Consider the following 21,891-nt stretch of genomic DNA (forward strand, 5'->3'; position numbering starts at 1 on the left):
GGTCCCGCGATCGGCGGAATAACGTCATGAACAAGCGTCACTTCATTAAATATAACATAACGCCCTGGTCCAGTCGTTACCAGCCTTACCTGCGTCCCACAGCCCTGCGAAATTTCCGCATGAGCTCAAGGAAACCGGAAAGCTCCGCCTCGAACTCTACCTGGGCGATATTCTCGCCGTCCAGAAAACGCCGTAGCTCGAGGCGTTCCGTATGCGGGTAATTGAATCCGGAGAGGCAAGTGGTAGCGCTTTCGATTCCCAGCGCTCTCAGCCAGGGAAATTGCGAGGGGTGGAATTCGCCGCTGGGGTAGCAAAGGTGCCGGAGTGGTCGATCAGCAATACGTTCAAGCACAACGCGGTTATCAGTGATCTCGCTTTCAACACCGTCCCGATCACCGATTGGCAGACGATGACGATGTGTGTGCAGTTGCACATTCATGCCCTGTGCGGGAAGCTGTGCCAGTTGCTCCATGGTCATCAGGCGAAAAAGCGGATTATCTCCGTCCGGATTCCAATCCACCTCCAGTATCTCCGCAAGCTTCATCAGCAAGGCTCGCCTTTCCTGGTCGTTTCCTTGCTCGCTCGCTTCGCTGATACGGCATGCCGCATGTTCCCTCTCGTCAGGTGAATTCAGAACGATGGTTCCCGGAGCCAGCCCGAGGCAATACATGTCCAGTGCTTTTCCTCGCCCTTTCCAGATCAAATAGCGCAGCGCCACGTTAAAGACAGGCATCCCATTCACTGCATCTCTAGTGGTCACGTACACAGTCGAGGGAAATCCATGCTCCCGCAGGGCGGGCGCCGCTTTCGTGCCAGTACCAAGCCAGCCATCGTCAAACGTTATGACCACCGCCCGGGGCGGAAGGCTTTTCTGATACATGAGCGCCAAGGCTTCGTTGAGCGAAAGTACCGGGTAGTCATGCCGCTTTAGATATGCCATGCGTTCAAGAAAGGTATCCTCGCGCATGAACAGCTTCGGCTGGAAACGATGTTCGTCATGAACCGATATGCCGTGATAACAAATGATGCGCAATCCCGGCGCAGTCAGTATCCGCGCCACGCCGAAACCACCGAGTGCCTTGACGACGGCCAGTACCATTTGGCGAAATGACATATGTTCAGGCTTGAAGACCTTCTGCGCGCGCTTGCTTCGCCCAGCGAATCAAATCGTCACGGGCCCAGACCATCAGGTAGTTGGTCGGCATGTATTCCCCTTTTTCATACTGCTCCTTGCGCCGCCGTGAATGGCCGGTCGCGTTGCCTATGGCTGCCCTGTCGCTTCCCATACGAAAAATACGGGCTCCATTTTCCAGAGGCCGGTGGCGAAGAAAGCCAAGATTGGGGGTAATCTCCTCCACCTGGGGGTCGTACCACCAGCTACTGCCAAATAAACCTTTGATTTGAGCATCCATTTCCAGCAGATCGGCAACTCTCAAGTAACAACGATCCCAGCCTTCCGGAGTAAATTGCCGACGAGACCGTGGATCCATATGCATTTCATAAAATGGTCGAAAACCCCCACTGCGTGTAGTAAAAAACCACAGCACTCCGAGCAACTGGTTGATGCCATCGCGTATCGCGGTACTTCGCGGGACGCCTGAAAACTCATCCACGAGTTCCGCCCCGCAGGGGATCAACTTGCCACGGCAAATCGCTAGATCCTTGTTAAAAAGATCATTCGCGTGAATATAAAATCCATGGGGATTGGTGTCGAACTGCTCAAGAATACGCCGAAATTCAGTTTCATACTGGGATGCCACGGAAACCGGAAGCGCTTTTTGCGCATGCCGGCCAAAATCAACAATCAATGTCGCGATTACCAGCTTATGGTAAAGCTCCATCCCGGCCAAACCACACCTCTGCTCTATCTCAGTGCATCCGGTGCGAAAGGTCGCCGGAAGATCGCCATATCCACCATAAGTGCGGTTCGCAACAAGCTCAGCGGTGAAACGCTCTGGGGGAAAACTGTCCATGACCCCGGGGTATTCGTGGGCAAATTGCGCTGTGAAACCACGAACAAGCGAGGCGGCCTGTGAAATAGGAAGCTCGACCATTGGCTGATATTATCATCTCGGCCGGAGTGGCCATACAACTAATTGATCTCGTAAAAATCCAGGACAATGTCAAATGAGAGGCGGGAGGCGACTTCTTCGCCGCAAAATAGATCTGGAAAATATAAGAATACGGGCCACTGGGCGCTCATTTTTTACCCGTCAGCAATTGGCGCCATTCAAACTTATGCCTTCGGTAAATTCTTTCAGCAGCATTCTTACCGTACGCGGTGATACAAATCATGTCGGCGCGCAGACCATCCGACAAGACCGAGTCCCGCAAGCAATAGTGCGTACGTTTCCGGTTCTGGAACAACTGCGGCAACCATTGGTTTATACAGCCATACACCAGCATCCCACACCCCTCCTCCCTTATATGAAATTTCGTCTAGGGCAATAAATGCGCCCAGCATATCATCATAGTGCCATTTGCCAAGCACCCCAGCACCAAAGTTTCCGTGAGGATGATCCACAGTTGAGCTTTCTATTTTGGAGACAGTCCAGGTAGTATTTGCGCCAATGTTTCCAGCTGTGTCCGTGATAACATTTGCTGACCAGACCGTACCGCCATTATTTCCACCATCCCACAGAACAATCGTGTTATTGGCTGAATTATAATCAATACCAAAATTTCCGGTCACTATAAAATCGCTGCCATCCTTATTGACTAGGTTGACTCCGATATCTGGATTGCTACGGGGGTTAGCCGCATTTGCATTATCTAGATCCCATATCGTCAATTCGGATGTATATTGCCCCGTGACTATAGCTGTTTTAATGTAAAGATTGTGAGTGGTGTCGATCGTTCCAGCGCTTTGGTATCCGCCCGTGTTATGGGACAAGCCGATTTTCTCCCATGTATCCTCGCCGCCATTTCTGACGTCCCCCAGGGTGTAGCGATAAAGTGACGGGAATCCCGATGAATTCGAGTCTGCAGTAAGATAAACAACGTCCTTGCCATTCTCGGTGCGGTAGGCAGTAGTTCCGTGAATGTATCCTGGAGCATCAGACCCAGTCCAATGGCCTTGCCGGTCAATCCACATGTTGCCGCCTTCTGCGACATTGTTAGTATTCCAGCCGGAACCCGTGGTGCCACCGACCTTGTTTGGGTCCGCCTTGATTGGATCCCACAAATAGGGTCCGGCACGACTGACGGTTATTCCGTCCGTCTTCCGGAAACTTCCCCCGTGTGGCGTTGCCGCGCCCCCGAATGTAAGGAACATGTCATTGACGGGCAGATAGAGATTGTTGTCATAAGTATGCGCGGATTGTGGCGCATCGCCGCCGATAATAAAGCCATTTGCATCGATCTTGCTCGGCAGGGAACCGCGTCCCCATTTACCTGTAGCTCCATCCCACACGTACATCTCATTGCCGGCATAATTCGCGTGGCCGCCACCCCAGAGCATTAATTTTCCCTGGGTCGAATCCCAGGCGAAAGAGCTCCAGGCGCTAACGACACCGATGGGCTTACTATTCGGTACTGCATCGGCCCCTGTTGGCCAGGCATCGGAATAGAAATTAGTGCTCGCCTTGACCCAGCCACCCGCTGGAGTTGTTGCAAGCAATGACGACAAACGCTCGAAGCTGGTCGCATTTGCCTGCGCCACGAATATGAAGAATAAACTCGCGCCAAGGAGTTTGATAAATGCCAGATTTGCTATCCGTGCCTTGGCACGATAAGAACGCAAAACTCGTTGCTTATTCGATACGCTCAATTTATGCATATTCTCATCCCTGAGAAAAATATAACTCGAAAAACTAACACCGCAATCTTGTAAGCTTCTATCCCACGGCACTAAAAAAACGAGACCACTTTTCACCTTTACTTAATACTGCTATATAAGTTTTGTTAATATAACAGGCATGCGTCAAAATCAGAATAGAGTAAAATCTAACTTTTAATGGAATAATTGTAATTGCGAGTGTTTTCAGGATAAAACGCCGTTATTCCTCTACCGCAACGACAGAATTCACCGAAATATACGGATAAGCTCCACAGACAGGTGGAAGAGTCTTCGCTTGATCCCCGCACTCGGCTGACTACAGTTCAACAGCCAGATATGGCAGATTAACTACTCATCTCGATGCCTCGTTTGGTGGATATTCCCGCTAATCAATCGGTGCGAGTGCAATGGCGTCCATAACAGCACGAAAAAAAGCGTTTTACCAGATGTTGCAGCAATGGGGCTGGGGCAATACCAGTCTTTTCGTGCTCAATAGATTTCTGGCCATGATCTCAAAGGGGGGTCTGCGATTATATAAATATTACTTAATCGCGCAGCCAGTGGCGAAGACAAGCCTGCTTCCACCGGGCAGAGGCAGGAAAATAGAGATTCGAGTGATTCAGCCATATGACGAAATTACCCGGCAATTCCCAAGGCCCGCGGCAGCGATCGAGGCTCGATTCGAGCAGGGCGCGAAGTGCCTGGTGGCATTTAAGGAAGAGCAATTTATCGGCTTCCTGTGGCTATTGATGGGGAGCTACCAGGAGGACGAGGTACGTGCCCGCTATACTCCGCTGCCCCTAAAACAGGCGGCGTGGGATTTTGATGTGTACGTGGTGCCAAACTTCCGCTTGGGATTGGCTTTTCCGCGCCTGTGGGATGAAGCAAACCGTTTTCTGACCGCGAATGATATTCAATGGTCATGCAGCCGCATTTCAGCATTCAATGCAGGTTCGCTCGGCGCCCATGCGCACCTGGGAACGATAGCCCTGGGCAGCGCTATCTTTTTTTGTGCGGGCCAGTGGCAAATCACGTTCGCCTCCATATCCCCCTATTTTCATCTGTCTTTAAATCGGGAGTCATTTCCGGAATTCAGCTTGAATACACAGGGACTCGGGAGAGCCCCTTCCACCGAACACGACAAACCCACTATGGAGTAAGCAATGCAGCACCTTGAAGAAGTAAAAAACATTCTGTCCGATGTATTGAGTCTCGGTGAGCGAAAAAAATTTCTCAATGAGGATTCAATCCTGCTGGGCAGCCTCCCGGAATTGGATTCAATGGCAGTCGTGAATGTCATCACGGCTCTGGAAGAGCATTTTGGCATTACCGTGGACGATGATGAGATCAGTGCGGGTACTTTTGAAAGCCTTGGCAGCCTGACTCACTTCGTCGAGCAGAAATTGGCTGAATGAAGGGCTTGCCGGACACTCTCCCCGCCGAGTCTTTTTTCCTGAAGACGGGGCTTGGGGAGCGGTTTTGTCTCTATCACGGCCCTCACCCCGATAGGGAATGCCGTGGCGCACTAATCTATGTTCACCCATTTGGCGACGAGATGAACAAATCCCGCCGGATGGCTGCGATACAGGCAAAAGCACTTGCTGCGATAGGAGTCGGCGTCTTGCAGATCGATCTTTTTGGCTGCGGCGACAGCAGCGGTGAGTTTGGGGATGCCCGCTGGAATGTCTGGAAACAGGACTTGGCCACTGCATGGAATTGGCTAGAGAGCAGAGTGACTGTCCCCATCAGCCTTTGGGGCCTGCGTTTGGGAGGGCTGCTGGCATTGGATTTCGCCAGGAATCAGGAAAATGTGATTGACAAGATCATCCTGTGGCAGCCGGTTATTAGTGGAGAATCGTTTCTCACCCAGTTTCTGCGCCTGCGGCTTGCTCACGAAGTGCTCTCGGGTGGCGAGGGTAGCGGGAAAGTGTCCGGAACAAATGCCATGCGCAGCACCCTTGCAAAGGGAGAGATGCTTGAGGTGGCGGGTTATGAACTTGCACCGGATCTGGCCGCCGCTATTGATTCGCTGAAGGCGGCCGAGCTCATTGTAACGCGGAGTCCCGTTCACTGGTTCGAGATCGTGGCCGAGCCAGACCGTCCCATAACCCCCGCTGGAGCCAGGGTGGCAAGCGCATGGAAGCAGAATGAGGTTGATTTGCATGTACACCTTGTGCCGTGCCTGCCATTCTGGGCGACTCAGGAGATTTCGGAATGCGCTGGCCTGGTATCGGCTACGACAAACGTTTTTTCCGATAGCATTCCATGAATTTCGGGGAACGTACGATTACCTTTTCGTGTAACGGCAACTGGTTATACGGAGTTTTGAGTTTGCCCGAATCCTCTGTTTCCAGAGGCGTGGTGATCGTAGTGGGGGGACCCCAATATCGGGTTGGGAGCCACCGTCAATTTACATTGCTTGCCCGCCACCTTGCCGCTCATGGTGTACCCGTGCTGCGTTTTGATTACCGGGGAATGGGCGATAGCGAAGGAGATGTGAGAACGTTTGAAGATCTGGACGACGACCTGCGTAGCGCGATCGATGGCTTTCTGAACGAAGTTCCGTCTGTCAACGAAGTGGTGATCTGGGGATTATGTGATGCTGCGTCGGCCGCACTTTTCTATTCTCATCAGGATAAACGCGTAACCGGCCTGGTACTGCTTAATCCGTGGGTAAGGACGGATGAAGGAGCTGCCAAGGTTTATCTGAAACATTATTACGTCGCCCGGCTATTTGAACCACGCTTATGGAGCAAAATATTACAGGGGCGCTTTAATTATTCGGAGGCGGCTCAATCATTCCTGAAGACTATCGGCACAGTCTTGAAGAGAAAAAAAAGTACTGTGGCAGTCCCGAATAGGGAGGGGAGCAAATCTTGCGATCGGACACCCCTGCCACAACGGATGTTCACCGGACTCAGCTGCTTCGAAGGAAGGCTGCTCCTGATTACCAGCGGCAATGACCTCACGGCTCAAGAGTTTCTGGACATGGTCCGCGGTTCACCCGAGTGGCAACAGCTGCTCGCCTCTCCACGCGTATCCCGGCTCGATTTACCCGAAGCCACGCATACCTTCTCCCGGCGCGAGTGGCGTGATCAGGTGGCAGCCTGGACAAAGGACTGGATTCGGTCATGGTAAAAAGGGTCCTGATGATCGCATTTCACTTTCCTCCCATGCGCGGGAGTAGCGGCATCCTGCGGACCCTGAAATTCTCCAGGTATCTTCCTGAATTTGACTGGGAACCCATCGTACTGACCGCCCATCCCAGAGCCTATGCCAGCACCAGTAACGATCAGGCCGGCGAAATCGCGGACCGGGTAGCGGTATATCGGGCATTTGCTTTGGATACATCCAGGCACCTGTCGTTTATGGGGCGATACCCCACGCTGCTGGCTTTGCCAGACCGCTGGGCCTCCTGGTCGCTTGGAGCGGTGCCCATGGGTCTGTATCTGATTCGAAAATACCGGCCCGATGTCATCTGGTCAACTTATCCAATCGCGACAGCTCATTTGATCGGACTTAGCTTGAGTCGATTGACCGGGCTTCCCTGGGTTGCGGATTTCAGGGATCCAATGACCGATGTAGACTATCCACCCGATCCGCTCACTCGTCGTATGTTTCAATGGATAGAGAAAAAGTCGGTCAACTATTGCACTAAGGCTGTTCTCACTACTCCAGGGGCGATTGACAACTATAAAGAACGATTTCCACAAACGCCCGCTTCGCATTTCCATCTCATTGAGAATGGATATGATGAGGAAAATTTTGCCGCGGCTGAATCAAGCCGGGTAGAGGAACAAAAAAAAAGTGCTCGGCTCATTCTGGTACATAGCGGGATTATTTATCCTTCCGAACGCGACCCGACACAGTTCTTCGAAGCCCTTGCGGTTCTCGCCCGGCAAGGGTTGATTTCTCACACCGGTCTTCACGTGATCCTGCGAGCCACCGCTCACGATGAATACCTTCTTCGACTGATAGATCAATACGAGATTGGTAATATTGTTTCGCTCGCCCCCCCCATTCCCTATCGGGAGGCCTTGTCCGAAATGCTGGCTGCGGATGGCCTGCTGATACTTCAGGCATCCAATTGCAATAATCAGATTCCAGCAAAACTTTATGAGTATATGCGTGCTCGCCGTCCCATTCTGGCCTTGACAGACCCAACTGGAAATACCGCCGCGACATTAATCGGCGTGGGGGTCGACACGATAGCACCCCTGGATTCCAGGAATGATATCATGCGGGAACTGCTACGTTTTCTGGCATTAATCAAAGCAAATGAGGCTCCCATCGCATCAATGGAAAATGCGCTGGCAGGCTCGCGCAGATCCAGAACAAAGGAGCTGGGCAATCTTCTTGATACCGTGGCGCAACACGCCTGATGATCGCGAATCGTTACCCATTGTCCGAATCGAATATTTACCTGGAAGGAGCCTGTAATGAAACCAGTATCTTGCCTTGCAGCATTAGTGATTTCTGTGGTCTCAATAAACCTTCAGGCGGCGCCTCATTGTGGAGAGCTAACCGTAGCCTATGGGGCAACCGGTGGCGACTACACAAACAGTGAGGATAGGAAGAACAAAGTACCTATCGTCGAGCAATATCATTTTACCCCCAATATTGAGAATCTGGTCAGTGGAAATTCGGGACCCTTGGGGGGAGAGTTGACCTATACACTCGAACGTTTCCCCAACCACCACCGTGCATTGGCATCATTTGCAAAACTTGGCCTTAGAGATAAAACTCCAAAACCGATTGGCTCACGTTTTTCCGTGGAATGCGCATTTGACCGCGCTATTCGCTTCAAGCCAAACGATCCCACGGTTCGCATGGTATACGGTACCTATCTCCTAAAACTTGGGCAGCAGGATAAAGCCATCGACCAGCTCAATGTGGCAGTTAACCTTCAACCGGAAGACCCCACTATTAACTATAATCTCGGCTTGCTCTACGTGCAGAAAAAAGATTATGAACAGGCAAGAACTTATGCAAAGAAGGCCTATGAACTTGGCTTCCCGCTGCCTGGCCTCAAAAACAAGCTGGTGGAAGCTGGAAAATGGGAAGATTAGTCTGAGGCGAGGGTGGCCTACTTCGCAAGAACTTCGGCCATCTTAATATTGTTTATTTTGTATCGCCGCTCTCGGATGCAAGATGGGTAATATACCAATCCAGCGCCTGCTTAAGCCCTTCATCGATCCGATGGGTGGGCGCAAAACCCAGCATCCTGACAGCCTTGGAAATATCGGCCTGTGAATGACGTACATCCCCCTCGCGAAACTCTACATACTCCGGCCTATGGTGCTGGAGGTGGGGAAACTTTTCCAGAAGTAACGTACGCATCATTTCATAGAGTTGATTGAGGCTGGTGCGTTCATTAATTGCCACGTTGTAGATCTGATTGACCGCGTCCGGATTCTCGGTCAGTGCCGCCAGAAGGTTGGCTTGAATAACATTCTCAATAAAACAGAAATCCCGGCTCGTTTCACCGTCTCCATTGATATACAGCGTCTTGTTCCTGATAAGCGCGGCGATCCATTGAGGAATCACTGCCGCATAGGCGCCATGTGGGTCCTGCCTCGGTCCGAACACATTAAAATAGCGCAGACCTATGGAGCCCATGCCATAGCAGCGAGCAAATACTTCAGCGTAGAGTTCGTTAACATACTTGGTCACGGCATAAGGCGAGAGTGGCCGTCCGATCACCGCTTCAATTTTTGGCAAATCGGGATGATCGCCATAGGTGGAACTGGATGCCGCATAGATAAAACGCCTGACAGGAGCGTCTCGTGAGGCCACCAGTAAATTAAGGAAACCCGAAATGTTGTTCTCGTTTGTGCGGATGGGATCCTGAATCGAACGCGGCACGGATCCAAGAGCCGCTTCATGCAATACGTAATCCACGCCTTTGCACGCATCCCTGCAAACTTCGAGCTGGCGGATATCGCCCTCAAGGAAATTGAAATTCCGCCATGCCTCTTCTCCAACCAGCTCTTTTATCTGCTCGAGGTTATTCCGATAACCGGTCGAAAAATTATCCAGTCCAACTACTCTCTGGTTCAGCTTGAGTAAGGCCTGCAGCAAATTAGACCCGATAAACCCGGCAACACCTGTAATCAGCCAGCAATATTGATGATCTTTCAGATGCCGCAGAATATTTTGATAGCTTGTCATATTCGGTCATCCTGTTTATTCGGCTTAAATCTGCCCGGTAACAAGATTACCAGAACAATAAAAGTCAAATGGTGCAAAGAATCTCTGGGGATCATGGGCCGGGCTGAAAAGATAGAAAGTGAGCCGCAACCATCAGATCGAGGTTTAAAGCCGCCAGACGTTAAAACCAGCCGCGCGTAGCGCTATTGGGTCGAGCTGGGATTTAACATCAATAAAGCATCCTTTATCGGTGACTTTGGATTGGAAGTCTGTCAAGGGTCTGCCGATAAATTCCCGATGCGAAACCGCAACTATTATCGCATCCGCACACGGGAGATTTTCCCATGACTCAAGTTCCAGGCCATACTCATGACGAGCTTCCCCGGGGTCGGCGACAGGATCATGGACATGGATCTCCACGCCGTAGGACTTGAGTTCATTAATCAGGTCCGCCACCTTCGAGTTCCTCAGGTCGGGGCAGTTTTCCTTGAAGGATAATCCGAGAACATTCACTCGTGCACCCCGGACGTTAATATCAGCCTTTATGATGTGTTTTATTGTTTGTTCCGCGACAAATTTTGCCATGCTGTCATTGATACGGCGCCCCGCCAGAATAACCTGGGGGATATAACCGATCATCTCTGCCTTGTGGGTAAGATAATAAGGGTCCACGCCGATGCAATGCCCGCCTACCAGACCGGGACGAAAGGGGAGAAAATTCCATTTGGTACCCGCAGCCTGGAGAACTTCAAGGGTATCAATTCCCAACTTATCGAAAATGATAGCCAGCTCATTCATCAATGCTATATTCAGGTCGCGCTGCGTATTCTCAATTACTTTCGCGGCCTCTGCAACCTTGATGCTGGATGCGCGATACACGCCGGCGCACACCACGCTTTCATAAAGCACTGCAATTTTTTCCAGTGTATCGTCGTCGTCTCCCGACACGACCTTCAAAATAGTGGTCAGCCTGTGCTGTTTGTCACCGGGATTGATACGTTCCGGAGAGAAGCCCACATGAAAATCATTTTTCCATTTCATACCGGAATGTTTCTCCAGCACCGGAATGCAGATTTCCTCCGTGGCACCCGGATATACTGTGGATTCATATATAACAATCGCTCCTCGCTTCATATGCTTCGCTACGGTCTGACTAGCCCCGGCGAGCGCAGCAAAATCCGGCTGATGGGCAAGATCCACCGGTGTTGGCACTGCCACCACGATATAGTCGGCCTGCGCTAACTCAGAAGGGTCCGTGGTGACAGAAAGCTGACTTGCGGCCCGAAGATCCTCAAACGGCACTTCGCCGGTGGGGTCTACGCAACGCTTATAACTTTCGACTTTGCTGGCGGAAAGATCGTAACCTATAGTCCGCCGTTTCTTGCCGAATTCAACCGCCAAGGGCAATCCTACGTAACCCAAGCCCACCACAGCTACGACACTCATAATTATCTCCACTCCATTATTGTTCATACAACATAAATAATTGCCGCGTCACTCAGAATTATCAGCCTGAACTCGCATAAGGTAACCTGTACTAAAGGCCAATTCTGCAACAGCTATATATCAGCATATCATACCGGGTAACGATGGTGATAAGATAACAAGAACAGGTGTTTCCCAATAGCACCAAGCAGATAGATCTGCAGCGAATGGCTATTTACATGTTATAAATAAAAAATGGGTATTATTACCACCTTTAAAATAGATGAAGCGTTCCCATCAACTTCATCCATGAATGATCCGGGTATATACGCATGATTTTCGACTACCGGCCCCTATACTTCCGATAACACAATACATCGTGCTATTGCTGGATTTGCTGGGAGCAGGTTTTTGAGGCGGCGTTTAATATAATTACAATCGCTAATGGAAAAGGGAAGAGTTATGCGTAACCTAAGCGTCGCCACTGGAACCAAAAGCTTATTGACGCTTGTCACCTCGATTGCACTGATCGGGACAGGCATTGCCGGCTGTAGCAAAACCGAGGATGTTCCGAAGCTGATGTCCGAAGCCCGACAATATCAGCAAAAGGGCGACGACAAAGCCGCCATTATCCAGCTTAAGAACGTATTGCAGAAAAATCCGGATGATGCCGAAGCCCGTCATCTCCTGGGTACGATTTATAACAAAACTGGCGAATTGCAATCAGCGGAGAAGGAGCTCCGCAGGGCCTTGAACCTGGGGCTGAGTCCTGAAAAGGTATTGCCGGACTTAGGGCGAACATTACTGAATCTGGGTCAATTTCAAAAGGTTCTGGATGAAACGCAACAACTTTCCGAGAACAAGAATTCTCCTGAAATTTCGACATTGCGGGGACGCGCGCTCCTGGCATTGGGTAAAGCCAAGGAAGCCAAGGATCTATTCGAGCAGGCGCTTCATGACAAACCTGGCTTTCCTGATGCATTAATCGGATTGGCTCGATATTCACTCGCAGAAAAAGATATCGAGACTGCAATGCGTTTTACGGAGCAGGCGGTAGCCGGAAATCCGGATAATGCCGATGCATGGCTTTTCAAAGGTGACCTGTTACGCACCCAAGGAAAAACTGATCTCGCTCTTGCCGCTTACGATCAGGCTGCGAAGTTAAAACCAAATAACTCCACCGCGTTTATCAATAAAGCCTTCATAGAAATTGATACCGGAAAATTGGAAGCCGCCAAGGCGGATATCGATGCGGCACGCAAAGTGGCACCCGGTAACCTGATGGTCCTCTATACCCAGGCGCTGCTTGATTTCACCCAGGGAAAGAACGCTGTCGCATGGGAATCTTTGCAACAGATACTGAGCAAGGCTCCGGAACATATGCCTAGCGTATTACTCGCGGGAGCAGTTCAACTTGCATTGGGATCAATACAGCAAGCCGAACAACATCTGAAGCATTATCTGGACAAAGACCCGGGAAATCTTTATGCCCGCAAATTAATGGCCTCGATTATGCTAAAAAGCCGTCAGCCACAACGTGCGATCGCCATACTGAGTCCTATGCTCAAAAACGTGCAGCAAGACCCTCAGTTGTTCGCCTTGGCGGGTGAGTCCTATATGCAGGCCAAGGATTTTGCCAAGGCAACGGAGTATTTTGAAAAGGCCAGCAATATCGCGCCGGAAAGTGTAATGCTGCATACCGCGCTAAGCATGAGCAAACTGGGAGAGGGCGATGGTTCTCGTGCCGTGGCCGAGCTGGAGAAAGCAACAAAACTGGACCCCAAATCTGCTAACGCAGGCATTTTGCTGGTCATGACCCATCTTCGTCTCAAAGAATTCGACAAGGCGCTCACGGCGGCGAAAACTCTTGAAAAGGAACATCCGGACAACCCCTTCATTCAGAATCTGAAAGGTGGCATCTATCTGGGTAAGAAAGACGTGCCCAGCGCGCGTGCAAGTTTTGAAAAGGCGCTTTCCCTTGATCCTGTTTTTTTCCCGGCTGTGACGAATCTCGCGCAACTTGACCTGCGGGACAAGAATCCGGATGCCGCCAAAAAGCGCTTTGAGGCCATTCTGCAAAAGGACCCAAAGAATATTCAGGCTATGACCGCGCTCTCCGGTCTTGCTCTCAATCAGGGGCAAGCCAAGGAGGCTACAGCATGGCTGGAACGGGCCGCCAAAGAGAATCCGGATGCGCTCCAGCCCGCCATGCTTCTGGGAGTCCATTATCTGCGTTTGGGAGAAAAGCAGAAAGCTCTGATCTTTGCCCAAAAACTGCAGGGCACACATACCCGCGACCCGGGTGTGCTGGAGCTTCTGGCACAAGCCCAGTTTGCCAACGATGACAAGGCTGGCGCTCTGGAGAGTTACAACAAACTTGCTGTCGTAATGCCGGAATCCGCTCTCGCCCAATTCCGTATCGCTTCCATTCACATGTCAATGCAGAACTTGCCCGCCGCTTCTGATGCTTTGAAAAAAGCGTTGACATTAAAACCCGACTACCTGGATGCACAATTGGCGCAAGTCATACTTGAGGCACAAAAGGGAAATTATGAAAGAGCCATTTCAATTTCCCGCCAGATTCAGAAACAGCAACAAAAATCACCTGTAGGTTACATAGCGGAAGGTGATCTGCAAATGAAACAAAAAAATTCCGTGCTCGCTATAAAAGCTTATGAACACGCATTGACGCTCAACAAGAGTCAACCCTTAATAATCAAATTGCATGAATTGATCAGCCAGACGGGAAAGGGCAAGGAAGCAAACACCCGTTTGCTCCAATGGCTGAAGGAACGGCCTGATGATGCATCGGTTCGCATGTACCTTGCCGGAGTGTATCTCACAGACGGCCAGACGAAATCCGCCATAGAGCAATATCGAATTGTCCTGCAGAAAAATCCAGACTATGTGCCGGCGTTGAACAATCTTGCGACGGCTTACCAGCGGGAAAAAGACCCGCTGGCCCTGGAATATGCTGAAAAAGCATATAAACTGACCCCCGAGAGCCCGGAAATACTGGACACCCTAGGATGGATATTGGTAGAACAAGGCAACTTAACCCGCGGCTTGCCGCTCCTGCAGAAAGCCGCCTCGCTGGCACCGGACATAGGGGAGATCCGCTACCACTTTGCGCTTGGACTGGTTAAAGCGGGTGACAAGGCTAAAGCCCGAAAAGAACTTGAACAATTGCTGGCTACGGGAAAGGATTTCCCCCAGATCAACGAGGCAAAAACGTTGCTGAAGCAAATATAGGGATAGCCACGGTAACCGCCGGATGAAAATTCAGAACCCAATAATTCGGTTGCCTTGCGGCATGGGGTAAGTTGGAATGCACTTCGAAGCATGTCCCCCCTCTCTTTGAGAGGCCGGCTAATTGTTTACGTTTCCCACTCATGTCCGACAGAATCAGTCGATCATGCGTTTTTTTGTCTGGCCACCGTATCATTCAAGGTAGCGTCGGATATGGGCGCATCGCGTCCTGAGCTTGCCGCCGAAGCCTCGTTCCAGATGCGACGCAGAGCATCCCACATGCCAGCACGCATCGTCTTCAGATAAAGGGTGTTATCACTTAAACCACTCACCAGCCTCCGCTGAGCCTCACCAAGATTATGATAGGGCAAGCTCATGAAGAGATGATGCGTGGCATGATAGCGCAGGCCAACAGGGGCCCATAGGGCGGTAATAAACAAATTACCCGGAACATTGATGGAATCGAGAAATTGCTCGGTAAACTCCATCTGATGATCACCGGGGTTACGATAGGCATGGGCGCTGAGCGTGCGTAATGCGTTCACAAAGAAAATGAACATTGCAATCACGTACCAGAGAACCAGAGCCTTATAGGTCAGCACGCCCAACGCAATGCAAATAAAAGCTGTTGTTACAAATACGAAAGCGGCAAACTCCTGCAACCGCCAATGCGTATCGTTACGGATGGCATTTTGTGCACGTTTATAGCTCATATCGATGGTAAGCGAGGAAGCTCGCTCCCAAATAAATTTACGCAGAGGTGGAATCAGATAAGATAGGGGCGTAAGAAGAAGGAAACGGATAATGAAGAAGAGAGGCAGAATGAACGACAACATGACATAGCCGACCATAGCCACCGGTTTCTGGGTAGCGAAGGGAATATATTCTCCATCCTTGCTGGTTCCGTAGACATCGCGCTTGTGATGATCGTTATGCACGCCGTCATAGGTAAAAGAGGGAACCAGCAATGGTATACCGCAAATGATATTCCATACCAGACGAAACAGTCCGAATGTGCCCTTTTTCAAATGAGCCAATTCGTGAACGAAAATGGCCGCACGATAAAAAGCAAATGTCGCAACAATCGCGGTTACTATCTGCCAGGCGGAGAACTGCGGCATCGACAGAGCGGCTATAAAGGAAACCCAACCCAGCGAAATATGAAAGAGAAAATCTCCCCAGTAAATCCAGGGATTGGGCGTCATCAGATCGCGGACAAGCTCGTGTGCCTCCCGCAACGGGAATTCCCGGCCAGTTGTTGTTTCCATCATTTCCAGACCCTCATTTCGGATCGTTCACTGTAGATTGCATTAACCTTGTTTGCAGGCCTTATCTGATACAGCCGCCGGTTCATAACAACTCGTTCGCATCCGTCTTCGCTTCGTTCATCACGACCATCTGGCAAATAACAGGCGTGGCTTCATGCAAATAGCTCGGCATCTGCGAGACTCGCTCCCAGCTCGTCCTTGATTGAAATGATCGGTTGTTCGTCATTATCAATTGGCCAGGCGATGGCAACCTTGGGATCGTTCCACGCAAGACTGCGCTCAAAATCAGGAACATAGTAGTCTGTGGTTTTGTACAGAAAATCGGCGCTATCACTGAGCACGTAAAAACCATGTGCAAACCCCGGCGGCACCCATACCTGACGGTAGTTATCTTCAGTCAGTTCCACTCCGACCCACTGGCCAAAGTTCGGAGAAGACTTGCGGATATCTACCGAGACATCAAATACCGCACCACGCACTACGCGCACCAGCTTGCCCTGTGGTTGCCGGATCTGGTAGTGCAGACCCCGCAGCACGCCTTTGACCGAACGACTGTGATTGTCTTGGACAAAATTTACATCAAGCCCGGTAGCTTGACTGAAAACCTTTAGATTGAAGCTCTCAAAGAAAAATCCCCGGCTATCCCCGAAGACTTTCGGTTCAATAATCAGGACGTCAGGGATGGAGGTGGAAACTGCTCTCATACAGCTACCCGTTCCTTCAGTAGGCGCAATAAATATTGGCCATAGCAATTCTTGGCCAGCGGCTGCGCAAGTTTCTCGAGCTGTGCGGCGCTGATGAAACCCTGGCGGTAGGCAATCTCCTCGGGGCAGGCTACCTTGAGACCTTGCCGGTGCTCAATGGTTTCAATGAAGTTGCTGGCCTCTATCAAACTCTCGTGGGTACCCGTATCCAGCCACGCATAACCCCTGCCCATAATTTCAACGCTGAGTTGGCCGCGTTCCAGGTAGATGCGGTTAACATCGGTTATTTCCAGTTCGCCTCGGGCGGAAGGCTTGAGATTAGCGACAATGTCAGTGACCTGATTATCATAAAAATACAGTCCGGTAACGGCATAGTTGCTTTTGGGTTGAGAAGGTTTCTCTTCCAGTGAAGTGACTCGATTATGAACATCAAAAGCGACTACACCATAACGCTCGGGATCTTGTACGTGGTAGGCAAATATGGTTGCGCCTTCCGGCCTTGAGATGGCACGCCGGAGTTGCACCTGCAAATCATGACCATAGAAAATGTTATCGCCCAGTACCAGAGCGCTGGGACTATTTCCTACAAAATTTCGGCCGATGGTGAATGCATGAGCCAATCCGTCCGGACTCGGTTGCACGGCATATTGCAAGTTCAGACCCCAGTCACTTCCATCACCTAGGAGTTGTTCAAAACGTGGCGTGTCTTGAGGTGTGGAGATGATCAGAATATCGCAAATACCCGCCAACATGAGCGTGCTCAGAGGATAATAGATCATCGGTTTATCATAAATGGGCAGCAGTTGCTTGGAAACCGCCTTCGTCACGGGGTACAGCCGCGTGCCGGAACCACCGGCGAGGATAATGCCTTTACGCTGGGTCATGATTGCGTCTCGAGAATTTCGGTAAGCATGCGTGCCACGCCAGTTTGCCATAATGGCAAACTCAAATCGAACGTATTCCGTAGTTTTCTGGTATCCAGGCGCGAGTTTGCGGGTCTCGGAGCGGGCGAGGGAAATGCACTGGCAGGTATGGGTTGAATACTTTCTGGGGCGACCCTGAGTCTGACTCCCATTTGATGAGCCAAGTTCAATACGAAACGGGCATAACCGTACCACGAGGTCTCTCCCGCCGCAACCAGATGATAGAGACCGGATACGCTTTGCTGCCGCAGCGCCTTGCGGATAGCGTGAGCGGTGACATCCGCGAGCAAGTCGCCACCCGTGGGCGCCCCGATCTGATCATCGATAACGGTGAGGCGCTCGCGTTCCCTGGCAAGGCGCAACATGGTTTTTGCGAAGTTGCCGCCACGTGCAGCAAAAACCCAACTGGTACGAAAGATCAAATGATTGCAGCCAGAGGCAAGTATGGCCACCTCGCCTTCCAGCTTGGTAGAACCGTATACATTTAAGGGGAAGGCAGTATCGGTCTCTACCCAGGGTTTGCTCCCACTACCATCAAACACGTAATCGGTAGAGTAATGGACCAGCCATGCGCCGAGCTTTCGGCATTCACGGGCAAGCGCGGCGGGAGCGAGGGCATTGATGACGCGGACGCGCTCCGCCTCACTTTCAGCCTTGTCTACCGCGGTATGTGCAGCGGCATTCACGACCACGTCTGGAGCAATTGCTCGAACGGTTTCGGCGATACCATCAAGACGGGTGAAATCGCCGCATAGTTCTTTGCTGTCGAAATCCAGGGCCACCAATTCGCCCAGCGGGGCAAGACTTCGTTGTAGCTCCCAGCCAACCTGGCCATCTTTGCCAAACAGCAGGATTTTCATCGGGTGCGTCCCTGGTAATGCTTCTCAACCCAGGTGCGATAGGCCCCGGATTGTACATTTCCGACCCAGGCCGGATTGTCGAGATACCACTGCACGGTCTTGCGAATGCCAGTTTCAAAAGTCTCATCAGGTTTCCAGCCCAACTCACGCTCAACTTTGCTCGCGTCGATTGCATAGCGGCGATCATGACCAGGACGATCGGTGACGAAGGCGATCAGGCTGCGGTAGGGTCCGATAGTGAGCGGTCTTAGCGTATCCAGTAATGCGCATATGGTGTGTACGATTTCAATATTAGGTTTCTCGTTCCAGCCACCTATATTGTATGTTTCTCCGGGAGTGCCTGCTTCCAGCGCCCTGCGGATGGCACCGCAATGGTCTTTGACATAAAGCCAGTCGCGGACCTGCAGGCCGTCGCCATACACAGGCAATGGTTTGCCCGCGAGAGCATTGACGATTATCAATGGGACGAGTTTCTCCGGAAATTGATACGGCCCATAATTGTTGGAACAGTTACTGGTCAGCGTGGGCAAACCGTAGGTATGATGGTAGGCGCGAACCAGATGATCACTGGCAGCTTTGCTTGCCGAATAGGGACTATTAGGCTCATAGCGATGGGCTTCATTAAAGGCTGGCTCGCCCGTGGCCAGGGAGCCGTAAACTTCGTCAGTCGAAACATGGAGAAAACGAAAATCCTGCTTTGCTTTACCGTCCAGTCCGTTCCAGTAGGCCCGGCCAGCTTCCAGCAGCCGGAAGGTACCCACGATATTGGTCTGGATAAAAGCCTCCGGGCCATGGATGGAGCGGTCCACGTGGCTTTCCGCAGCGAAATTGATGATGGCGCGGGGTCGATGACGCGTCAACAGATCGGTAATCAGAGCGGAATCACCGATGTCGCCCTGTACGAAGATATGCCGCTCATCCGCCGCCAGCGCGGCAAGATTCTCCAGATTACCCGCATAGGTAAGTATGTCGAGGTTGACAATCGCTTCGTCGGATTGTGCCAGCCAATCCAATACAAAATTCGCACCGATGAATCCGGCACCTCCTGTAACCAGTATCATTTATTCCCTTGCAATCTGTGCCGCATTGATGATTCTACCGTACCCCTGCCGCTGCCAGTATAAGATGAGTGCATAAGTATCCTTGCACAGAGATAACAGCTCGATTGCTTCAACTCCTTTTGAGGAGTCACACTATACGATCTGTATGCTAAACGGGGTTCCAACATTCTGTTAACTTCCCGTCACTTAAGTTAAAACGCTTCGCCATGTCTCAAATAGCGCCACTCCCCAGCTGGAAGGTCGGCCAGTTTTACTTTGCCAATGCGAATGCGCTTCAACCCGGTTACTTTCAGCCCGACCAGTTCGCACATTCGACGGATCTGACGTTTCTTGCCTTGGCGTAAAATAAATCGTAGTTGATCCTGATTCTGCCAGCTTACCTCGGCGTGTTTTAACTCTTCACCATCAAGGCTCAGACCATGGTTTAACAAGCCTAGTGCATGCTTTGAGAGCATCCCCTGCACGCGTACCAAGTACTCTTTGTCAACGCTCGACTCCACACCGATCAACTGCCTGGCAATGCGGCCATCCTGCGTGAATACCAGCAATCCCGAGGAATCAATATCCAACCGGCCCGCCGGGGCCAGTCCTTTCAAATGCATTGGGCTGAAATTTTGCGCCGCTTGATCTCCACGAAAACGGGATTCCCGGCGTATCAAGCCGAGCGCCGGCTGATACCCCGGCTCCGGCTGTCCCGAGACATAACCAATAGGCTTATTCAGCAATATTGAAACTTGACCCTGCTGCTGGGCTTGCGCCGCGTTGTGAAGCTTTATTTTCTGTTCGGGATAAATCTTCGTGCCCAGTTCAGTTATGCACTCGCCATCCACAAACACCCACCCGCGCTGGATATAGCCATCCGCCTCTCGGCGCGAGCATAACCCTTGCTGTGACATGAGTTTGGACAGTCTGACTTTTCCCGTAAATTCGTTTAGCAAAGTTACGTCTCGTATGAAAAATTTGATTGCGTCAATGCGCATATTGCCAGAACTTGACATTATAGTTTGAACCGTTGTCTCGTTTCAGATAAAATCTACTCCTCCCAGGCGCGTAGCTCAGCTGGTTAGAGCACCACCTTGACATGGTGGGGGTCGTTGGTTCGAGTCCAATCGCGCCTACCAGGGAATCTGGCAAGTAAATTTCTCATTAACCACGAAATCCACCTCTGGGAGTTCTCTCTCAGCAGATTTTCTCCTCCTTGCAAACTTGCTGTCCGGCTCGACGGCCGGAAGTGCCTAGTTCTGCCAAAGACCAGCGCAGCTACTCTTTGATTGCGCTTACGACGACAAACCCCGCAGTATGAGCGTGAAAGCAACTCTGAGTTACGAAATGTAAGCAGATAAAAGAGCTGTAGCATATCCGGAGATTCGGGGTCCTAGGTGTCCAATACCGCTGTCCGACCCCTGCTTTGCGGAATCCCTTGCTCGAAACCGAGCAATTAGCCTGCATCGAATTTATCAGAAAAGCAGAGATTAAACCCCGCAAGAGATCTGGAATCATAGCGCCAAGCTCAAAAAATGAGCGGCCAACTGCCCGGGGCTTAGAGGCAATAAGAAACGGCCCCGGAAGGGGCCGCGAGGATGAATCCTGAGCAGGGCAGAACCCCTGTGGATCCAACTAGGAAGTCTTACGCATACTCCGCCGCCGCACGACTGCACCCATCAAGCCCAAGCCGGCCAGCAACATGGCATAAGCTTCGGGCTCGGGAACCGGTGTCACACTGATTGAGCCACTATACAAGCCGCCTAGTGAACCACTCGTTACCCCGGTGATATTGAGGTACGCTGGGCCAGTAAGGGGCTGATCCCATGACAAACTGAGATGATCACTGGTATTGCCGGCTGAGGGCAGCACAGTCGACTTCAAGACTTGATCATCGGTAGTCCCTCGGAGTCCGTCTGTTCCGTACGAAACCAACGATAGCGTAGCAAGCACTGTCCCGAAGGATCCTAATTCCGGAATATTCAGCGGAAAATTAACCACGCTGTAACCCGAGCTCGCATTGGGTTCTGAAAGACTAAAGGTGAAAATATCGCTGAAGCTTTGTACACCTCCTAATATGCTCCCCGTAAAGGTTGTCGGAGCGCCGAAAGATACCGTACCAAGATCCGTTGTCGTAGCGTTAGCCCCGACGCTGGCGCCAGCCAGTATTGCCACCGCAACCGCTCGCTTCAAAGAAGAATTAATCATATTGCCTACTCCTATTAGTTTTTTCCAAATATTTTTTGATACTAAACTCATCCATATGGCTCATTTGTGCAGTAATTCCATTGCAACTAAAATGAGGAATAATTTTTAGATATTTTCATATTAGAAATATCGAGTTCCGGAAAAACTGGAATGACGAAGCTCGATGGTTGACAGGCTACACTAAGCAATGAAGTTATCCAATAGACCGATCGGGCTAGCGAAGACAAAAAACGTGCGGTACACGCAGAAATTGATCTCCAGTGCGGGCATCATTTGATGAAGA

The 21,891-nt window shown here is 51.0% G+C and carries 19 protein-coding genes and 1 tRNA gene; 8 read left to right on the forward strand and 12 right to left on the reverse strand.

Features of this window, described 5'->3' with window-relative positions; translation table 11 throughout:
* Positions 1–85: 85 nt before the first annotated feature.
* The 3 genes from EBAPG3_RS01305 to EBAPG3_RS01315 form a co-directional block, all read right to left on the reverse strand.
* Entirely contained in the window at positions 86–1,114 is a 1,029-nt protein-coding gene (locus EBAPG3_RS01305) for a polysaccharide deacetylase family protein (protein ID WP_004180890.1), read from the reverse strand.
* A 4-nt stretch (positions 1,115–1,118) separates the two neighbouring features.
* Complete coding sequence (locus tag EBAPG3_RS01310; protein WP_004180891.1) at positions 1,119–2,054, reverse strand: hypothetical protein; 936 nt, start codon at positions 2,052–2,054, stop codon at positions 1,119–1,121.
* A 215-nt stretch (positions 2,055–2,269) separates the two neighbouring features.
* Positions 2,270–3,778: a PEP-CTERM sorting domain-containing protein gene (locus EBAPG3_RS01315; protein WP_004180893.1), complete on the reverse strand. Its 1,509-nt coding sequence runs from the start codon at positions 3,776–3,778 to the stop codon at positions 2,270–2,272.
* 407 nt (positions 3,779–4,185) lie between these two features.
* Between EBAPG3_RS01315 and EBAPG3_RS01320 the strand changes: the two genes are divergently transcribed.
* From EBAPG3_RS01320 to EBAPG3_RS01345, 6 genes are read left to right on the forward strand one after another with little or no spacing between them, the layout of a single operon-like run.
* Entirely contained in the window at positions 4,186–4,938 is a 753-nt protein-coding gene (locus EBAPG3_RS01320) for a GNAT family N-acetyltransferase (RefSeq protein ID WP_004180895.1), read from the forward strand.
* A 3-nt stretch (positions 4,939–4,941) separates the two neighbouring features.
* Complete coding sequence (locus EBAPG3_RS01325) at positions 4,942–5,193, forward strand: acyl carrier protein (protein ID WP_004180897.1); 252 nt, start codon at positions 4,942–4,944, stop codon at positions 5,191–5,193.
* Positions 5,190–6,047 (forward strand): hydrolase 2, exosortase A system-associated, encoded by an 858-nt coding sequence (locus tag EBAPG3_RS01330; RefSeq protein WP_040853161.1) that lies wholly within the window; start codon positions 5,190–5,192, stop codon positions 6,045–6,047. The genes EBAPG3_RS01325 and EBAPG3_RS01330 overlap by 4 nt, the downstream gene beginning before the upstream one ends.
* Positions 6,044–6,916, forward strand: a complete 873-nt coding sequence (locus EBAPG3_RS01335; RefSeq protein WP_040853162.1) for a hydrolase 1, exosortase A system-associated — start codon at positions 6,044–6,046, stop codon at positions 6,914–6,916. The genes EBAPG3_RS01330 and EBAPG3_RS01335 overlap by 4 nt, the downstream gene beginning before the upstream one ends.
* Complete coding sequence (locus tag EBAPG3_RS01340) at positions 6,910–8,160, forward strand: glycosyltransferase (protein WP_004180901.1); 1,251 nt, start codon at positions 6,910–6,912, stop codon at positions 8,158–8,160. Before EBAPG3_RS01335 ends, EBAPG3_RS01340 begins: the two co-directional genes overlap by 7 nt.
* 57 nt (positions 8,161–8,217) lie before the next feature.
* A complete protein-coding gene (locus EBAPG3_RS01345) occupies positions 8,218–8,847 on the forward strand; it encodes a tetratricopeptide repeat protein (RefSeq protein WP_004180903.1) in 630 nt (209 codons plus the stop codon).
* 52 nt (positions 8,848–8,899) lie between these two features.
* On the opposite strand, the gene EBAPG3_RS01350 is transcribed toward EBAPG3_RS01345, so the two are convergent.
* Positions 8,900–9,949: an SDR family oxidoreductase gene (locus tag EBAPG3_RS01350; protein ID WP_004180904.1), complete on the reverse strand. Its 1,050-nt coding sequence runs from the start codon at positions 9,947–9,949 to the stop codon at positions 8,900–8,902.
* Between the two features lie 144 nt (positions 9,950–10,093).
* On the reverse strand, positions 10,094–11,374 hold the full coding sequence (locus EBAPG3_RS01355) for a nucleotide sugar dehydrogenase (protein ID WP_004180905.1): 1,281 nt from the start codon (positions 11,372–11,374) through the stop codon (positions 10,094–10,096).
* Between the two features lie 441 nt (positions 11,375–11,815).
* Here EBAPG3_RS01355 and prsT point away from each other — a divergent pair, with 441 nt between their 5' ends.
* Entirely contained in the window at positions 11,816–14,605 is a 2,790-nt protein-coding gene (prsT, locus tag EBAPG3_RS01360; RefSeq protein WP_040853163.1) for an XrtA/PEP-CTERM system TPR-repeat protein PrsT, read from the forward strand.
* Positions 14,606–14,766: 161 nt separating this feature from the next.
* Here the strand turns inward: prsT and EBAPG3_RS01365 are convergent, their stop codons facing one another.
* The 6 genes from EBAPG3_RS01365 to EBAPG3_RS01390 form a co-directional block, all read right to left on the reverse strand.
* Positions 14,767–15,873: a fatty acid desaturase family protein gene (locus EBAPG3_RS01365; protein ID WP_004180907.1), complete on the reverse strand. Its 1,107-nt coding sequence runs from the start codon at positions 15,871–15,873 to the stop codon at positions 14,767–14,769.
* A gap of 149 nt (positions 15,874–16,022) precedes the next feature.
* Entirely contained in the window at positions 16,023–16,574 is a 552-nt protein-coding gene (rfbC, locus tag EBAPG3_RS01370; protein ID WP_004180909.1) for a dTDP-4-dehydrorhamnose 3,5-epimerase, read from the reverse strand.
* Entirely contained in the window at positions 16,571–17,458 is an 888-nt protein-coding gene (gene rfbA, locus EBAPG3_RS01375) for a glucose-1-phosphate thymidylyltransferase RfbA (protein ID WP_004180911.1), read from the reverse strand. The genes rfbC and rfbA overlap by 4 nt, the downstream gene beginning before the upstream one ends.
* Positions 17,455–18,357 carry a dTDP-4-dehydrorhamnose reductase gene (gene rfbD, locus EBAPG3_RS01380; protein WP_040853164.1) on the reverse strand — a complete coding sequence of 301 codons (903 nt, stop codon included), beginning with the start codon at positions 18,355–18,357 and terminating at the stop codon, positions 17,455–17,457. Before rfbD ends, rfbA begins: the two co-directional genes overlap by 4 nt.
* Positions 18,354–19,418 carry a dTDP-glucose 4,6-dehydratase gene (gene rfbB, locus EBAPG3_RS01385; protein WP_040853167.1) on the reverse strand — a complete coding sequence of 355 codons (1,065 nt, stop codon included), beginning with the start codon at positions 19,416–19,418 and terminating at the stop codon, positions 18,354–18,356. Before rfbB ends, rfbD begins: the two co-directional genes overlap by 4 nt.
* A gap of 191 nt (positions 19,419–19,609) precedes the next feature.
* The gene (locus tag EBAPG3_RS01390; protein WP_004180915.1) at positions 19,610–20,398 is read right to left on the reverse strand and encodes a pseudouridine synthase; all 789 of its coding nucleotides are present in this window, start codon (positions 20,396–20,398) and stop codon (positions 19,610–19,612) included.
* A 64-nt stretch (positions 20,399–20,462) separates the two neighbouring features.
* Between EBAPG3_RS01390 and EBAPG3_RS01395 the strand changes: the two genes are divergently transcribed.
* Positions 20,463–20,539, forward strand: a tRNA-Val gene (locus tag EBAPG3_RS01395).
* A gap of 496 nt (positions 20,540–21,035) precedes the next feature.
* On the opposite strand, the gene EBAPG3_RS14865 is transcribed toward EBAPG3_RS01395, so the two are convergent.
* Entirely contained in the window at positions 21,036–21,608 is a 573-nt protein-coding gene (locus EBAPG3_RS14865) for an FxDxF family PEP-CTERM protein (RefSeq protein ID WP_040853168.1), read from the reverse strand.
* Positions 21,609–21,891: the final 283 nt, after the last annotated feature.

The sequence above is a fragment of the Nitrosospira lacus genome, from assembly GCF_000355765.4.
Classification (GTDB): Bacteria; Pseudomonadota; Gammaproteobacteria; order Burkholderiales; family Nitrosomonadaceae; genus Nitrosospira; species Nitrosospira lacus.

Coding starts and splice junctions, on each gene's coding strand:
- EBAPG3_RS01335 (WP_040853162.1), top strand. CDS start 6,044: ATGAATTTCGGGGAACGTACGATTACCTTTTCGTGTAACGGCAACTGG.
- EBAPG3_RS01390 (WP_004180915.1), bottom strand. CDS start 20,398: ATGCGCATTGACGCAATCAAATTTTTCATACGAGACGTAACTTTGCTA.
- rfbA (WP_004180911.1), bottom strand. CDS start 17,458: ATGACCCAGCGTAAAGGCATTATCCTCGCCGGTGGTTCCGGCACGCGG.
- rfbD (WP_040853164.1), bottom strand. CDS start 18,357: ATGAAAATCCTGCTGTTTGGCAAAGATGGCCAGGTTGGCTGGGAGCTA.
- EBAPG3_RS01325 (WP_004180897.1), top strand. CDS start 4,942: ATGCAGCACCTTGAAGAAGTAAAAAACATTCTGTCCGATGTATTGAGT.
- EBAPG3_RS01365 (WP_004180907.1), bottom strand. CDS start 15,873: ATGATGGAAACAACAACTGGCCGGGAATTCCCGTTGCGGGAGGCACAC.
- EBAPG3_RS01310 (WP_004180891.1), bottom strand. CDS start 2,054: ATGGTCGAGCTTCCTATTTCACAGGCCGCCTCGCTTGTTCGTGGTTTC.
- EBAPG3_RS01350 (WP_004180904.1), bottom strand. CDS start 9,949: ATGACAAGCTATCAAAATATTCTGCGGCATCTGAAAGATCATCAATAT.
- EBAPG3_RS14865 (WP_040853168.1), bottom strand. CDS start 21,608: ATGATTAATTCTTCTTTGAAGCGAGCGGTTGCGGTGGCAATACTGGCT.
- EBAPG3_RS01345 (WP_004180903.1), top strand. CDS start 8,218: ATGAAACCAGTATCTTGCCTTGCAGCATTAGTGATTTCTGTGGTCTCA.
- EBAPG3_RS01305 (WP_004180890.1), bottom strand. CDS start 1,114: ATGTCATTTCGCCAAATGGTACTGGCCGTCGTCAAGGCACTCGGTGGT.
- EBAPG3_RS01315 (WP_004180893.1), bottom strand. CDS start 3,778: ATGCATAAATTGAGCGTATCGAATAAGCAACGAGTTTTGCGTTCTTAT.
- EBAPG3_RS01340 (WP_004180901.1), top strand. CDS start 6,910: ATGGTAAAAAGGGTCCTGATGATCGCATTTCACTTTCCTCCCATGCGC.
- EBAPG3_RS01355 (WP_004180905.1), bottom strand. CDS start 11,374: ATGAGTGTCGTAGCTGTGGTGGGCTTGGGTTACGTAGGATTGCCCTTG.
- rfbB (WP_040853167.1), bottom strand. CDS start 19,418: ATGATACTGGTTACAGGAGGTGCCGGATTCATCGGTGCGAATTTTGTA.
- EBAPG3_RS01330 (WP_040853161.1), top strand. CDS start 5,190: ATGAAGGGCTTGCCGGACACTCTCCCCGCCGAGTCTTTTTTCCTGAAG.
- prsT (WP_040853163.1), top strand. CDS start 11,816: ATGCGTAACCTAAGCGTCGCCACTGGAACCAAAAGCTTATTGACGCTT.
- rfbC (WP_004180909.1), bottom strand. CDS start 16,574: ATGAGAGCAGTTTCCACCTCCATCCCTGACGTCCTGATTATTGAACCG.
- EBAPG3_RS01320 (WP_004180895.1), top strand. CDS start 4,186: ATGGCGTCCATAACAGCACGAAAAAAAGCGTTTTACCAGATGTTGCAG.